Origin of the sequence: Tepidibacillus fermentans, from assembly GCF_004342885.1 — a bacterium.
GTDB lineage: Bacteria > Bacillota > Bacilli > Tepidibacillales > Tepidibacillaceae > Tepidibacillus > Tepidibacillus fermentans.
The window spans coordinates 35181-52374 of the sequence record NZ_SMAB01000009.1 but is presented as its reverse complement, the minus strand read 5'-3'; the positions used below and the strand labels follow the sequence as shown (position 1 = coordinate 52374).

At 38.9% G+C, this 17194-nt stretch carries 11 protein-coding genes and 2 riboswitches; of the genes, 10 read left to right on the top strand and 1 reads right to left on the bottom strand.

Features of this window, described 5'->3' with window-relative positions; all coding sequences use genetic code 11:
* Nucleotides 1-79 precede the first annotated feature (79 nt).
* From fabI to EDD72_RS07185, 9 genes are all read left to right on the top strand, one after another.
* A complete protein-coding gene (gene fabI / locus EDD72_RS07220) occupies nt 80-853 on the top strand; it encodes an enoyl-ACP reductase FabI (protein ID WP_132768794.1) in 774 nt (257 codons plus the stop codon).
* Nucleotides 854-975: 122 nt separating this feature from the next.
* A complete protein-coding gene (locus EDD72_RS07215; protein WP_132768792.1) occupies nt 976-1524 on the top strand; it encodes a hypothetical protein in 549 nt (182 codons plus the stop codon).
* A 158-nt stretch (nt 1525-1682) separates the two neighbouring features.
* Nucleotides 1683-2378: a response regulator transcription factor gene (locus tag EDD72_RS07210; protein WP_132768790.1), complete on the top strand. Its 696-nt coding sequence runs from the start codon at nt 1683-1685 to the stop codon at nt 2376-2378.
* Entirely contained in the window at nt 2375-3757 is a 1383-nt protein-coding gene (locus EDD72_RS07205; RefSeq protein ID WP_132768788.1) for an ATP-binding protein, read from the top strand. The genes EDD72_RS07210 and EDD72_RS07205 overlap by 4 nt, the downstream gene beginning before the upstream one ends.
* A 270-nt stretch (nt 3758-4027) precedes the next feature.
* Complete coding sequence (locus tag EDD72_RS07200; protein WP_132768786.1) at nt 4028-5179, top strand: iron-containing alcohol dehydrogenase; 1152 nt, start codon at nt 4028-4030, stop codon at nt 5177-5179.
* Between the two features lie 350 nt (nt 5180-5529).
* Entirely contained in the window at nt 5530-5763 is a 234-nt protein-coding gene (locus tag EDD72_RS07195; RefSeq protein ID WP_132768784.1) for a FeoA family protein, read from the top strand.
* Nucleotides 5764-5778: 15 nt separating this feature from the next.
* The gene (gene feoB / locus EDD72_RS07190) at nt 5779-7776 is read left to right on the top strand and encodes a ferrous iron transport protein B (RefSeq protein ID WP_132768782.1); all 1998 of its coding nucleotides are present in this window, start codon (nt 5779-5781) and stop codon (nt 7774-7776) included.
* 14 nt (nt 7777-7790) lie between these two features.
* Complete coding sequence (locus EDD72_RS12535) at nt 7791-7934, top strand: hypothetical protein (RefSeq protein WP_165895003.1); 144 nt, start codon at nt 7791-7793, stop codon at nt 7932-7934.
* Nucleotides 7931-8119, top strand: a complete 189-nt coding sequence (locus tag EDD72_RS07185; RefSeq protein ID WP_132768780.1) for a FeoB-associated Cys-rich membrane protein — start codon at nt 7931-7933, stop codon at nt 8117-8119. The genes EDD72_RS12535 and EDD72_RS07185 overlap by 4 nt, the downstream gene beginning before the upstream one ends.
* Nucleotides 8120-8181: 62 nt before the next feature.
* Here EDD72_RS07185 and EDD72_RS07180 read toward each other — a convergent pair whose 3' ends face one another.
* Entirely contained in the window at nt 8182-9453 is a 1272-nt protein-coding gene (locus EDD72_RS07180) for a dicarboxylate/amino acid:cation symporter (protein ID WP_132768778.1), read from the bottom strand.
* A gap of 92 nt (nt 9454-9545) precedes the next feature.
* Nucleotides 9546-9697, bottom strand: a riboswitch (cyclic di-AMP (ydaO/yuaA leader).
* Nucleotides 9698-9920: 223 nt separating this feature from the next.
* A riboswitch (cyclic di-GMP riboswitch) is annotated at nt 9921-10007 on the top strand.
* 128 nt (nt 10008-10135) lie between these two features.
* On the opposite strand from EDD72_RS07180, the gene EDD72_RS07175 reads away from it, so the two are divergent.
* Nucleotides 10136-17191: an RHS repeat-associated core domain-containing protein gene (locus EDD72_RS07175; RefSeq protein WP_207893664.1), complete on the top strand. Its 7056-nt coding sequence runs from the start codon at nt 10136-10138 to the stop codon at nt 17189-17191.
* Nucleotides 17192-17194: the final 3 nt, after the last annotated feature.

Here is a 17194-nt window from a genome sequence, read left to right as displayed (position 1 = left end):
TTTGGGATTCTTGGTTTAGAATTAATAGTATCTATTAGTAGTAGGTGCTAAAAATAGGATAAGGAAGGAGATTTTAGACGTGGAAAGCCTTTTAAAAGGAAAAAATATTCTAATTATGGGTGTGGCAAATAAAAGAAGTATTGCTTGGGCAATTGCCGAGTCTCTATATAAAGCAGGAGCTCGCTTGATTTTTACCTATCAGGGAGAAAAATTCGGGAAAAACTTAAAGGAATTAACTGCAGATATGGGAGAAGTACTGATGTATTCCTGTGATGTAACAAAAGATGAGGAAATCAAAGACTTATTTCAACGTTTAAAAGAAGAAGTGGGTACACTTCATGGTGTCGTACATAGTATTGCTCATGCGAAAGTAGAAGAATTAACAGGTAAATATGCGAATACATCAAGAGATGGTTATTTAATGGCTCAAAATATTAGTGTCTATTCCTTAGTAGCCGTAGCTCGTGAAGCTGAACCTTTAATGACAGAAGGGGGAAGCATTGTGACGATGACCTATCTTGGAGGAGAAAGAGTTGTTAAGAACTATAATGTGATGGGAGTAGCAAAAGCCGCATTAGAATCTAGTGTCAAGTATTTAGCTAATGATCTTGGACCAAATGGTATACGTGTAAATGCCATCTCTGCTGGTCCGATTCGGACATTGGCGGCAAAAGGAGTATCTGATTTCAATACAATTCTCCATGAAATTCAAGAAAAGGCCCCTCTTCGTCGGGCGACCGATGCTTCGGAAGTGGGAGATACGGCTCTATTTTTAATGAGTCATTTATCTCGTGGTATCACTGGTGAAGTGATTCATGTCGACAGTGGGTATCACATTCTAGGAATGGCTTAAAAAGATACATCAAAAATATGAATCTTAACATTTTCTTTAAATTTGCAAGATAAGTTCTGAAAACCCTTTGGTTATGATAATGCTGTAAGCAAAATCAATTATTTTTGAAAGGGGTTATTCAGATGAAATTAAAACACTTCATGTTTGCAGGAGCGATTGCTGGAGCAATGGGAATTGGTGCAATGATTGGGCCAGCCATTAGTTCAGCAAATACTACCGATCTTGTTCCACCAAAACCACCTGTACAAATTCAACAACAAAACACGACGAATTCTGGTTGGGGTGGAATGGGATTAAGAATGGGGCAATATTTTGCAGGTGTCATGCATGATGAAATTGCCAAATATTTAGGAATTTCTGATGAAGAGCTTTATAACCAACGATTAGCAGGTAAATCATTAGAACAAATTGCCAAAGAAAAAGGTAAAAGTTCGGATGAAATTGCTAAAATGTTAATTGAAAATAAAAAGGCTCAATTAGATCAATTAGTGAAAGATAAGAAGATTACAGAAGAACAAAAACAATTTATATTAGAGCGAATGGAGACCAATACCCAAGCAGCCATTAAAAATCAAGGAATAGGTAGAGGTAGAATGGGTGGATCCTATGGTCAAGGGTATGGTAAAGGATTTGGTGGAGGTCCTCGTTGGTCTTCCAACAATAATAATTAATAATTTGAGTGAGGCCCTGAAGTTCCCTTCAGGGTCTTTTGTTCTAGTATGAAGAACTGATCTCTAATTTCTAAACAAAGTCTATAAAACAATTTTTATTCTAAAATTTCCCAGTTATTTGATATAATGAATGTAATATATTTAGGGGGAGTATGGGCATGAAAAAAAAGATTTTAGTGGTTGATGATGAATCGAAAATCCGGGATATGGTCAGTTCTTATTTAATCAATGAGGGATACGTAACAATCGAGGCAAGTAATGGCTATGAAGTAATTGATCAAATAAAACAAAATGAAATTGATCTAATTTTGCTTGATATTATGATGCCAGGTATAGATGGTTATCAAACTTTGCGTGAAGTTCGACAAATGAACAAAAAAATACCTGTCATTTTATTAACGGCAAAATCAGATGAGGTAGACAAACTACTAGGACTTGAAATGGGTGCAGATGATTATATTACCAAACCTTTTAGTTTACGAGAATTATTAGCTAGAATGAAGGCGGTATTAAGACGTACTAGTTCAGATGGTGAAACACTTGATGAAGAAATGATTATAAGAGGGGATATTTCAATAAACCTTTCTAAATATGAAGTTTATGTTTCAGGGAGAAAAGTAGGATTAACGCCTACTGAATTTAAAATATTGGTTGCCTTAGCGCAAAAGCCAGGAAGGGTATTCAGTCGTCTACAGTTAATGAATATTGCAATGGGTGAAGCCTATGCCAATTACGAACGCTCTATTGACACTCATGTCAGCAATCTGAGAAAAAAAGTTGAGGAAGATCCAGCGAATCCAAAATACATTCATACTGTATATGGAATTGGCTACCGTTTTGGAGGAGAAGTATGAAACTTCAAACTAAGCTGATTATCGCTTTTAGCAGCATCGTTGTGATTATGGCTTTATTGCAATCTATTTTTTTTCAAAACCGGATTCAAAATGTTTTCGAAAATTATGTCAGACAAAATGAAAGTGAAAGAATTGAGACATGGAAAGAGATATTAACGGAATATTACCAATTTTACGGCAAATGGGATGATATACAACAAGTTTTAGTCAATAATAAAAATTTAGTTCAAAATCGTAAAGGACCAATGTGGAAAAATAATCAGACGATCCCGCGAATGGCTGAACTTCAATTAATTGTTGCAGATAAAAACGGAAAAGTCATTGGCGATTCGGACGAAGAATGGATTGGGCATAACAGTAAAGAGATATCGGGTATTCATGAAGATTTACTCCTAAATGGGCAGAAAATCGGTGAACTGATCATTGAAAGGGATAAGAGTATCGGAATTTTAAGCTTGGAACAACAATTTTTAAATTCGATGAATAATTCCCTTTTATTTGGAACTGCGATTGCAGTTGTGGTCGCTGTGTTATTTGGCATTGTCTTTGCAAACAAATTAACAAAGCCATTAGAAAGTTTAATGATTGGGATTCGTCATTTAGCAAAAGGTGATACTTCCTATCGGGTAACGGTGAATACCAAGGATGAGTTTCATCAATTATCGAAAGCATTTAATGAAATGTCGGCAAAATTGGAACACAATGAAGAGGTGCGAAAGCAACTTGTTGCTGATGTCGCTCATGAACTTCGAACTCCTTTATCCATCCTTAGAGGTCAACTTGAATCTATTCAGGAAGGGGCCATTCAACCGACGCCAGAAGTGATTTTGCAACTGAATGATGAAGTTTTGCGTTTGACACGACTCGTGAATGATTTGCAACAGTTAAGTTTAGCAGAGGCAGGCCAATTAGTTTTAAATAAAAAGAGGGTCAATATCAAGCAAATGATTCAAAAGATTATGTTCCATTTTGAATGGTTAGCTGAGGAGAAAGAGATCCAATTACAATTAATCGGGGATGAAGAGATAATGATCGAAGTTGATCCTGATCGCTTCACACAGGTCATTGTCAATTTATTAGGGAATGCGTTGCGCCACACCCCCAATCATGGAAAAGTGACTATTGAGATAAAGAAAGAAGAACAACCTCAGCGAGTGATGATTTCACTGAAGGATTCTGGTCCAGGAATTGATGAAGAATATCTCCCTTATATCTTTGAACGCTTTTATCGAACCGATTCTTCAAGGTCGCGAGATCAAGGGGGAACTGGATTAGGACTATCCATTGCCAAAGGATTTGTTGAAGCTCATGGTGGTAGAATAAATGTTGAGAGCAAAAAAGGGGAAGGGACTACATTTCTTATTCAACTTCCATTATGAACGAAACCTACTCCAGTAAGAAATACACGGACAACGGAGCCGTTGGAATATACAAACCTATTTTTATTTAAGAATTTGTATAAAAATTTTCATACTTTTATAACACATTTGTCTAAATGATGAATTTATGGAAATGTTACTTATACTTTCTTGTATGGAGGATTATAATAAATAAAAGGTAATTCAATATTTTTACAAGTTATTTACAATTTTTTATTAGTAGTGGTTCCTTTTTAAGAACCAAAATATAAAAATGGAGAGTGCTGAAAAATGAGAGTAAGCGGTTATTTTATTCCAACAGTTAATTTATTTGGAGCAGGAAGTGTAAAAGAAGTTGGGGAGCGGATTAAAACCTTAGGGGGGAAAAAGGTTTTAATCGTTACGGATGCTTTTTTAGCAAAAGTCGGAATGGCTGATCAAGTAAAAGGATTGATTGAAGAAGCAGGATTAGAAGCTGTGATCTTTGATGGCGCAGAACCTAATCCAACCGACCGTAATGTAGAAGATGGCCTTAAAGTATGGCAAGAAAATGGATGTGACTCGCTTGTATCATTAGGTGGTGGATCATCACATGATTGTGCGAAAGGCATTGGGCTTGTCGCAGCAAATGGAGGAAGAATTCACGATTATGAGGGAATAGATAAATCTAGTAATCCATTTGTACCATTTGTAGCAGTGAACACGACCGCTGGTACTGCATCTGAAATGACACGTTTCTGTATTATCACTGACACAAGCCGTAAAGTAAAAATGGCGATTGTGGATTGGAGAGTTACTCCTGCTGTATCAATTAATGATCCGGAATTAATGGTAGGAATGCCACCATCACTAACAGCTGCAACAGGAATGGATGCGTTAACTCATGCAATTGAGGCATATGTATCTACAGATGCGAACCCATTAACAGATTCTGCAGCGTTAATGGCGATTGAACTCATTTCAGAATATCTTCCAAAAGCAGTTGCGAATGGTTCCAATATGGAAGCCCGTGAAAAAATGGCATATGCTCAATTCTTAGCAGGGATGGCATTTAATAATGCAAGCTTAGGCTATGTTCATGCGATGGCTCATCAATTAGGTGGATTTTATAATCTACCTCATGGTGTATGTAATGCGATTTTACTCCCTCATGTCGAGCAATTTAACCTCATTGCAGCCCCTGAACGTTTCCGCGATATAGCCGTGGCAATGGGCGAAAATATCGATGGACTTTCTGTCAATGAAGCAGCTCAAAAGGCGATTGAAGCAATTAAGAAACTATCTGCATCGATTGGAATTCCATCAGGGTTAGCAGAATTAGGTGTAAAAGAAGAAGATTTCGAGATTATGGCAGCCAATGCGCAAAAGGATGCTACACACCTTACCAACCCAAGAAAAGCAACCTTAGAGGAAATCGTACAAATCTTTAAAAATGCAATGTAATTCATATAATGAAAGAAAATAAGTATAGGATGGAGGTGTTTCACCTCCACTTTTTTGTATAGCGGCACTGCACAATAGAATTTGCCACCTCGTCAATTCATCAAGTCTAACCTCCCACATCTAACCTCTGAATAAAGTTTACCTTGTAAACTATATTCACTGTGATAAATATCACAGTAAAATGATAAAAAAAGAATTATAATATAAACATAGTGATAATAGAAAGATAATAACTAAAATGTTCACAAAATGTTCACATTTTCGTCATAATGTCCTAGTGTACATTCTAGGAACCTTTTTATATAATATTAATGAGAATGATTCTCAATATTAAATAAAGGGTGATCGGTATGAAGGTTACTCTTGCTCAATGTCGAGTTGGAGAAAAAGTTCGTGTCAAATCTTTGAGAATGAGTGAACGCAAACAAAAACGATTGATGGACATGGGATTATTACCTGGAACTACATTAGAAATTACCAGATTTGCTCCTTTTGGTGATCCTCTAGCAGTCAAATTAAGGGGATTCCAAATGAGTTTTCGTAAACAAGAGGCAGAAGGGATTATCGTTGAGTTTGTGAAATAGGAGGGGGAGGTTATCATGGCGGTTTATGCATTAGTTGGTAACCCGAATGCAGGGAAGACATCTCTGTTTAATTTATTAACAGGAACAAGACAGCATGTTGGGAATTGGCCAGGAGTTACCGTTGAAAAAAAAGTAGGTGTAGCAAAATACGACGAATCGATTCAAATCGTTGATTTACCTGGTATTTATAGTATTTCTCCCTTTTCCATTGAAGAAAAAGTAGCGAGTCAATTTTTGATGGAAGAAGACATCGATAAATTAATTAATATTGTGGATGCTTCTAATTTAGAACGGAATCTTTATTTTACTTTGCAACTATTAGAGCTAGGCAAACCTATGGTCATGTCATTAAACATGATTGATGTGGCCAAAACATATGGGATTCAAATCGATGTGAAATTACTAGAAGAACGATTAGGAATCCCAGTTGTCCCCATGATGGCAAGAAAAGGAAAAGGTTATGATGAATTAATTCAAGCATTTGATCAAGCAGAGGATCCGCCTAATTTTCAATTGGATTATGGAGCAGAGATTGAATGGGGAATTCATACCATTGAACAGTTGATACACGACTTACCACAATTTCGATATCACAATCTTCGTTGGATTGCCTTACAACTCCTTGAAGAAAACTCTGTAGTAGAAGGATATATTGAAGATAAAAAGGTATGGGATCATATTTTAGCAATTCGTGAAAATCTTGCTGCAAAATTAAATACTTCTGTGGCCCAAGTGATCCGGGAAAAGCGTTTCCTTTGGATTAACCAAATGTTACAAGATGTGATGACGATTGATGAGAATAAGCAGATTACATGGACAGAAAGAATTGATGCCGTTGTAACCCATAAATATTTAGGCATTCCGTTATTTTTCTTATTTATGTTTTTAACGTTCCAGGCTACGTTTTCTTGGATCGGGACACCGCTACAAGATCTATTGGATGGTTTTATTAATGGGCCATTCTCCCATACAGTAAAACAATTACTCATCTCTATTCATGCGGAAGAGTGGTTAATTCGTTTCATCGTAGATGGAATTATTGCAGGTGTTGGTGGAGTATTAGTTTTCGTCCCGCAAATCTTTGTCCTATTTTTCATTATTTCTTTCTTAGAAGACTCGGGTTATATGGCGAGAGCTGCTTTTGTGATGGATAAAGCGATGGCGAAAATCGGCTTAAATGGGAAAGCTTTCATTCCGATGATCATTGGTTTTGGTTGTAATGTTCCAGGAATTATGGCCGCAAGGACAATGGAACAAGAAAAGGAACGATTAATTACGATCTTATTAAGTCCATTTATGTCTTGCTCTGCTCGGTTAGCCGTTTATGCATTATTTACTTCGATCTTCTTTAGACAGTATCAAAGCATCGTTGTTTTCTCTTTATATGTGTTGGGAATTATTTTAGCGATCTTATTAGGACTCATTTTTAAACGATTTTTATTGAAACAAGAAGAAAGTTTATTTGTGCTTGAATTACCACCTTACCGTGTTCCAATGGTTAGAAGCTTGCTTTTAAATACTTGGGATAAAGGAAAAAACTTCATTAAAAAAGCTGGAACTGTGATTTTTAGCATGGCTGTCGTTTTATGGTTATTAGCAAACTTTTCCTTCCAAGGAATGGTTGAAAATATGAGTGATAGTTTTTTAGCGTTGTTTGGTAAGGTTCTAGCACCGATTTTTGCTCCTTTAGGATTTGGAACATGGCAATCTGCTGTTGCATTAATTAGCGGTTTTATGGCGAAAGAAATTGTTGTATCCACCATGTCAATCGTTTATGGAACAGGGGGAACCATCAGCGATTTATCTGGAGTGATTCAGAGTATTTTTACACCAGTTACTGCTTATGCCTTTATGGTATTCGTTCTTTTATATACACCATGTATGGCAACGTTAGTGGTGATGAAAAAAGAAACGGGTTCATGGAAATGGCCATTATTTTCAATCGGATATAGTTTCACGATCGCTTGGATGTTGGCTTTCATTGTCAATCAAATCGGACATTTACTAATATAAATGGGGGCGATGACATGATGATCTCATATTTGTTGGCGGCTGTGATTGTGATTTATAGTGGTTTTGTCTTGATAAAAGTGATGCGAAAACGATTAAAAGGGGAATGTTGCTTTCATCAAACGAATGAAATGAAGAAGGGAGAAGAGGAGAGATCATGATTCTTTCCTATCTCATTTTAGGTTTAATGGTCAGTTACAGTGGATGGACATTGTATCGATCCTTTCGTAACCTAAAAGCAGGGAAAAGTTGCGACAACTGTACAGGATGTTCTTTAAAAGGGGCATGCCCTGTACAACAGTTAAAGGCAAATCAAGCAGCGTTAATATTGGATCAAAACTCATGATCATAGTGTCTGAATATAAATGGTGGGCTATTTTTTAGAGAGAATAGCCCATATTTTTTTTCTTATCCTATGAGTTCTTCAGTTTCTCTATATGGTACCGATTCTTCCTCTTGATTCCATTCAGGATGATATTTTTCTTCTGTCTTTGTGATTACCACAGCACAAGCCGCATCACCAGTTGCATTCACTGCTGTACGAAGCATATCAAGGAGTCGATCAACACCTAGGATTAAGCCAATTCCTTCAACAGGTAAACCAACCGATTTTAACACCATCGTTAACATAACCAAGCCTACACCTGGAACGGAAGCTGTTCCAATACTTGCAAGTGTCGCCGTTAAAACAACAGTGATGATTTGACTAAAGGTTAAATCAACACCGTAAACTTGGGCGATAAAGACAGTAGCCACACCTTGCATAATTGCAGTACCATCCATGTTAATGGTGGCACCCAGTGGTTGAACGAAACTGCTAATGGGTTCAGGTACCTTTAAATTTTCTTGTGCTGTTTTCATTGATACCGGTAGTGTTGCACCACTACTTGATGTACTAAAAGCAACGGCCATTGCTGGAAAGAATCCTTTGAAAAAGTCGATCGGATTTCTTTTTGCAATGAATAAGATCATGGAACCATAGGTTGCAATCGTATGGATGAATAAAGCAAGAATCACAACCGACATGTACAATCCCATTGCACGGATCGCAGTAAACCCTTGTTTACCAATTGCCGAGGCAATTAAACCAAACGTACCATATGGGGCAAACTTCATCATGAGAGTAACTAAATACATCATAATTTCATTTCCTTGTTCAACAAAAGCGTGGAAAGTTCGCGCTTTTTTTCCTAGGGCTGCGATTCCGATACCAATGAAAACTGAGAAGAAAATTAAAGGTAACATATCTCCATTTGCCATGGATTGAATGGGGTTTTTTGGGATGATATTGAGCAACGTTTCCATAATAGGTGGGGCTTCTTTTGGTTTAAAATTAGCTTGTTCAGCAGAAAATTGCCAGCCTGCTCCAGGTTGAATGGTAAGTGCTAAAGCTAAACCAATGATGATCGCAATTGCTGTTGTGGAGATAAAGTAAATTAATGTTTTACTTCCAATTCTTCCTAATTTTTTAGGATCACCAATTCCAGCTGTTCCAAGGGTAATAGAGAAAAAGACGATGGGTACCACTAACATATTAATGAGATTAAGAAAGATTTTGCCTAGTGGGGTAAGAAGATATTGATCAACTGATGGGAATACATGTGGTGCAAAAAGATTTAATCCTAAACCAAACAATGCACCTAATCCTAATGCCAATAAAATTTTTCCTGTTAATTTCATAGCATACCTCCTTGAAGATAAAATAAAGCCATAGAAGGGCAAAGTCTTCTATGGCTTAAAATACGCCAAAATAAGACTCGTAATAAACGAGATCCTACCCCTCGAGACGCTTACGAAGTTAGCTGTCGGGTTCGGACGTGAGAGTCGCCCTACCTTAATGTACATTAAGAATTCACCCCAAGTGGCAATGCCACAATCTTGGTTCCTCCGCTCATATATAAAAATGATTCAGCGTGCGGACTATTCAATTTAACTTTATCTTAACAATAGTTTACATAAAAGTCAATCTTGCGCTTCTCCTGAAGTATAGATTCGTTCCATGATCTCTGTTTGTTTAACTATTAAACAACTATTTAAAACATCGTCTTTAACAAAATAAAGTTATTAAATTTTATCTAAAATGTAAAATTTTTATAAAATGATCCGATATAGAAATTGATATAGGTTAAATCACTTGAACAATTGAACAGCGATAAAGGCAAACCCGGCGAAAGCCGGGGACGCAAAGCCACAGGTCTAAGGCAAGTGAATGCTAGGATGGCTGGGTTACCGAACGGTTCCTGCGTTAAAACTCTTTTCATCGACGGTGTTCCTTGTGTTTAGACTGATGGGAAATCGTAGATGGAAAGGAGTTGTTTTTGTTTTGAAGAAACGAGTTCTCTACAAATCTATTATTTATTTCATGGTTATTCTGCTCATCACAAATTCTGTTTTGCCTGGAATGACCAAAAAAGCTGAAGCGGCTACGCCTGAAGCATTTTTAAATCCTTTTCTAGAAGAATGGCTTCCGCAGCCTGGACAGCCGCCGGGGTATTCCCAAGGATTTGCTTCGTTATTTAATAACCAATCTACAGATGGCAACTCAGCTATCCCAAGTTTATTAAACGACAGTCACTTTGCCCAATCACCGGAACCACCTGTATTGGAGGAACCTGTAGAGATTCCAAAAGGGAATGCATTTGTTCAAAGAGATGACTTTATACTCCCTTCTTATGGGTTTCCAGTGACAATCCAGCGATTATATCATTCGAGCCAAAAGAATCGCTTGTCACCTTTCGGTTATGGCTGGACATTTCCTTATAATCACTACATACAAATGTTTGATGAGTTTCATATCACGGAATTTAAATCAGATGGAACAAAGGTGAATTATACGTATCACAAAGAAGACGAAAGTTTATTAGTGGATGAGTATGATGGCGATCCGGCGATTTATTATCCGCTTGATAAAGGCTATTACACTGCGGAAGGATCCACCAAGTCATCCCTAAAACGAATTTCGAAAGATGAATATCGCGTAACACAACCCCATGGAACCACTTATGTTTTTAAAGGGTATTATGCACCTTGGCGAACCAACGCAGACCCTGTAGCCGGAAAATTAATCGCCGTTGAGGACCGCAATGGAAATCGCGTGAACTTGAGCTACGATTCCCAAGGCCGATTGGTTGAAATAAAAAGTCCCGATGGACGTACCGTTACATTCGAATATGCCGGTCAGCTCATCACATCTATGACCGATCCACTTGGCCGTGTAACAACGTATACCTATGAAAACAATGAACTGCGAAAAGTCACGCATCCTGATGGAACGACGGAATCGTATTCATATGACAACGAGCATCGCCTTCTGTCAGTGACAGATTCTCAAACTGGCACTAAGCAGTTTTCTTATACAGGAGATCGCGTGTCCAAAGTGACACATGAGGGCGATTTACTATACAGATATGAGTACGGAGATCATCAAGTAACGGTTTACGACGGATTAGGACATTCAACGGCTTATTTTTACAACGAAGACTACAATATAACGAAAAAAGTAGATGCTCTTGGAAACATATACACATATTCATTTGACGAACAAAAGCGCTTGACCAATGTTTCGGGACCGCTTGAAACGATATCCATTCAATATAACGAGTTTCATCATATTACAGTGGAAAAGTCATCGTTAGGAGAAGAATCGAATATTACCTATGACTCCAATCTTCAATTGCCTATGATCATTAAAGACGGAGAAGGACGGGTATGGAAGCGGACATACGATGCGAAAGGAAATTTAATATCTGTTGAATATCCGTTAGGGCAAAAAGAAGAATTCAGATATGATTCGCGAGGACTTGTGACGGAGTCTAAAGACTTGAACAACAAAATCACACGCTATTCGTATGATGCATATGGACAGCTCAAAACGGTCACTAACCCATTAGGCCAAACGATTTCATACACCTATGACCAAGTCGGCCGCTTAAAAAGTGTGACGATGCCAAACGGCTCCGTTACGACTTATACGTATGATAACGGTGACCGTCTTGTTTCGATAACAGACGCCAAAAACCAATCGATTCGTTATGAATATGATGCAAACGGCAGGCTGGTAAAGGCCAAGCTGCCGAATGGAGCGGTTTATGAGTATCGATATAATTCGAAAGGGCAAGTCATTCGCAAGAAGGAGCCGAATGGCGCAACGACCTCCTACACTTACAATGTCAAAGGTCAACTAACAGACATTCAAGGGCCGTTGGGAGCAACCGTTTCCTATACGTATGATCCGTTAGGAAGGTTGAAAAGTCAATCGGGCTCATTCATGAACGATGAAACATTTGAATACGATGCATTGGATCGTCTTGTCAAACATGTGACGCCATTTGGAACATGGACATATCAATACAATAGCAAGGACAAGCTTGAAAAACGGTTCTTAAACGGAAAGCTTTATACGGCTTACACGTATGATGCCAATGGATTTCCGAAGAACGTTACGAATGCTAAAGGAGAAACCTATACGTATTCTTACGACAAGATGGGCCACTTATTGAGTATTCGTGATCCGAAAGGGGCTGAAACAAGCTATCAGTACGATGATTTTGGAAATGTCATCGAAATAAAAGACCCACTTGGAAGAGTAACCCGTTATGAGTATAACGAACTACAGCAACTGACAAAAATGACAGATCCAGAAGGTAACACGACCACTTTCTCTTACGATGCGCTAGGTCAAGTGACCAAGGTAATCGATCCCCTTGGTCAAGAAACGTCTTATCAATACGATAAGATAGGCCAGCTTATTAAAGAAACGGATCCACAAGGTCATTCAATCACCTATACGTATAATTCACTTGGACTCGTTACGGCGATCGTCAATCCGTTAAAAGCCGCCTATTCATTTGCTTATGATGAAGTGGGAAATCTCCTGAAAGTGACGGATGCGCTAGGAAATGCATCCACATTTTCTTACGATGCTTTAGGCCGGATGACGAAGTATGTGAATGAAGAAGGACATGAAACCAAGTATGAATACAACTTATCTGATCGAAGCGTTAAGGTGATAGAGCCTGGTGGGGCAACTTCTGTTTACCGATTTAACGAAAGGTTTTTACTTGAGTCGGCGATCGATCCAAAAGGACACATCACCTCTTGGACCTATGATGAGCTGGGAAGAATGACTTCTGTCAAGGATGCGGAAGGATTTATCACACAATATACGTATGATGCACTTGACCGGATGGTTGAAATCGTCGATCCGAAAGGACAAAAAGTCCAATATGGCTATGATGCCGCCGGAAATGTTGCGTCGATCATAGAGCCAAACGGGGCTAAAACAGAATTCCAATATAACCTAGCAGGGGAGTTAATAAAGGAAATTGATCCTCTAAAAGGGAAAACGGAATATTCCTACACAGCAAATGGCTTATTGAAATCTGTGAAAAATGCGCTTGGGGAGATAACGAGCTATCAATATGATGCGCTGCAAAGGCTGACGAAGATAACGGATCCGCTTGGCCATATCACTAAAATCTCGTACGATGAGGTTGGAAATATTCGTGAAATCATCGACCCCGAGGGGTTTGTGACAAAGATGTCCTATGACGCTGTCGGCAACATGACGGCACTGATGGATGCTCGCGGCCATACATGGAACTACAAGTATGATTTAAATAACCAATTACGTGAGATAATCAATCCGCATCAACAAAAGATCAGCTTTACCTATAACAAGGTCGGAAACGTTGATTCTTTTAAGGACGAACGAGGCTTTGTGACAAAGTTTCACTATGATGAAGCGGGGAGATTGGTAAAAGTAACGGATCCATTAGGATATACCGTTTCTTATGGCTATGACAAAGCCGGAAACATGATTAAAATGACCAATCAACAAAATCATACGTCAACATTTGTTTATGACAAAATGAACCGTTTAATCCAAGAAATCAATCCAAAAGGGGATACAACTACCTATACGTATGACGAAGTAGGGAATGTTAAGAGCATTAAGGATGCGGAAGGCCGTATTACAAGCTATGAGTATGATTCGGTTGGGAACTTGACAAAAGTCAAAGATGCTTTAGGAAATCAAACCACTTATTTATATGACCAACTTGGACAAATGACAAAAATGATCGATGCCAAAGGGAATCAAACGGAATGGGTTTATGATGCCATTGGTCAAGTCATTAAGGAAATCAATGCCCTTGGCGAAGTGCACCAATACGTGTATGACAAAGTTGGAAACCTCGTGCAAGAAATCGATCCGAAAGGACAGACGATTCAATATGCATACAACAAGCGCCAAGAGTTGACCAGTATCGATTTAGGCGACGAGAAACTAACTTATTCATATGATGCGGCTGGGAATATGATCAAAGCATCAAGCCCGGCTACGACGGAAATCTATGAATATGATGCGTTAAATCGCTTAACCGCATTGACGAATACGAAGTTGAATAAAACAACAAGATTTACATATGATGCCGCTGGCAACCGCACACAAATCCAAGATCCGGAAGATCGAATCATTCGATATGAATATAATGGTCGCAATGAAATCACCAAGCTCATTGATCCAGACGAGAATGAGACATCGTTTACTTATAACGGTGCGGGACAAATCGCCACCATCTCCCGTGCCAATGGCATCAAGACAACCTATCAATACGACGAAAACAGTCAACTAACATCTGTCAAACATCAAGGAAAAACATTCCTTACATCGTTTCATTACACGTATGATAAAGTTGGCAACCGTCTCACTCAGGTAGAAGAGGACGGAGCGAAGACCGTATACAAATATGACGCGCTGAATCGTTTAACGGAAGTAACCTACCCGAAAGAAAAAATCGAAGCAATTCGAAATACCGTTTATACACCGCCTAACGAGAAAAAAGGGACAAAGAAAGATCAATCAAAAGACGGTGAAGAGGAAGACTCCGAAGAATCTTCATTTGTCGCCAATTTTGTCAGCTATATCTTTGGAGAAAATAGCCAAAAGGCGACAGAAACAATAAAAGGACAAGAAGAAAAAGAAGCGGATCAAGAAACTAACGTTCCAAAAGAGAGAAAAGCAAAGAGCGAAGACAAAACTACATCAAAAGAAGAAGAAAAAACGTTCTTCGGTAAAATCGTAGAAAAAGCAAAAGCCGTCCTTACGAAGGTGATCAATTTCTTTAAAGAAATTTGGAAAGAAATCGTAAGCTTCTTTAACACCATCGCAGAAGCGAAAGAGGTTTCAGATGAACATAACCGTAACAACGGAAAACCAGACGAAGCAAGACAGAATCAAGAGGAATCAACGAAGCAAGAAGCGAACACGTCGAACAAACCGAATAATAACGAAAAAGAGAAGAAAGAAAAACAAGCGGAGCGTTATCACGGAGTTGGCAAAGGACCAAAGGATTGGAATCAATTTTATGAAGAGGGCCCAACCACCTTCGACGAAACGCCAGACTACGTCAAAAAGCCCGTCCGCACGGTAACATACAAATACGACGAAGTCGGCAACCGGATTGAACAGTCAGAAGACGGAAAAGTAACGAAATATCGCTATAATGAACTGAATGAACTTGTTCAAGCAGGAGACGAATACTATTATTATGATGCGAATGGCAACCTTATTGAAAAAGAAACAAAAGAAGGTACTATCAAATATGAATATACGACAGATAACCGTCTAAAAGGAGTATATTATCCAGACGGTTCCCAAGTGGAATACGAGTATGATGCTTTACGAAGAAAAGCCGTAAGGGATCAAGAATATTATGATGCTTCCCTCATCGGCAACGGCCGAGGAAAGGGACTGGAAAATGCCATAAATCGCGGCAAAGGAGAAAAGAACGGTCTCAAGAAAAAGCTCGGCAAAGCCCTTTATCAAGAAACGACCCAATATTTATACGATGGTGTCAATGTCTTTAAAGAATACGGCGAAAACGGCCAGCCATTAGCCCAATATTACATTGGGGCCGATCAAGTGATCGCCCGGAAAATGTTCGGATTCCACGGTCGCAAACAAGAAGGCTACGAAGGCAACATACGTACACGGGGTGGGTTGTTATATTACCATGAAGACGCGTTAGGGAATATCATGGATGTCACCGACCGCATTGGCGAACCGATCATGAAATATCGCTATGATGCCTTCGGCAACCTGTTTACACAGATGGCAGCCCCATACAATGTAGTTGGATTTACAGGCAAATCCTATGACGCAAAAGCAGGACTCATTGACTTTGCGGCAAGATGGTACAGTCCAAATGAAGGGCGCTTTGTATCAGAGGATACATTTACAGGTTGGATGGATATCCCGCAAAGCTTAAACCGATATGTGTATGTTAATAATAATCCACTTGCATTCATTGACCCGACAGGGCGACAAGCAGAATCAAGCAATTGGACAGGACAAATATTAAAACGTGGTGATGAAGGACCGTTTGTTTCGGACCTACAAACCATGTTGAAGAACGTTGGATTTTCTCCAGGCCCCATTGACGGAAACTTTGGTCCGCTAACCGAAGGGGCAGTCATCGACTTTCAAAGATATGTCCATATCACGGTGGATGGCATCGCAGGACCTCAAACCTATGGGGAATTAGTAAAATATGGGGGCCTTGGAGGGAGTACAGGAGGCGAAAGTGGTCGTCAAGAAGTGACGCCACCCCCTCCGACAAAAGAAGAAATCATCGCCATGAGAAGCAGCTATTTTCGATCGGTAGCCGGTGTAAGACAGCCATATGATGTTCAAAATAACGTTACCGTCCAAAGCCGGTATATTTATCATCAATCAACGCCATCAAGGTATGGATTTGACCTTAAAGCAGGATACTTTTTGAAAAAACTGCCGAAATGGAAAAAGTTCCGACTGCCATCATCATCCTTTAAACGGCAAGCAGGATCGATGGCCCTTGACTTCATCCCTGTAGTCGGCAATATTAAAAGTGGAATAGAGGCGATTATTGGCCGGGACTTAGTAACAGGACGGAAGCTATCCGTCACCGATCGGCTGATGGCGGGAGTAGGGATTTTTACCGGCGGTGGAGGAAAAACAGCCTTTAAAGGTTTAAAATTTGGATTTAAATTTGCCAAGACACCAAAGTTAGGGATTAGTAGAAAGGGTAATGCGGGTCTATTAAAATTAGACTTACAGTTCTTTGCTTCTAAGGGTAAGGGTAAAGTTAATAGAAAGCTTTACCAAAAAGAGAAGGTTACCAGCAATACAAAACAAATCACTGAATATCGTAGAGTTATTAGGAAATCAAATTTAGAAGTTGAAAAAAGGAAATTTCTCGGTAAAGATTATATTGAAGTGTCTCCTGGTAAGTGGAGAAGTCGAGATGGTTCACGGCAATTTAGAGCTAAACCTAATGATATCCACGGAAGGCACGGAAATATTGGTCCCCATGTACACTTTGAATTTTTAAATGGTAATATGGAAGTTATAAAGAATGTTCATATTAGGTTAAGGTGAAGG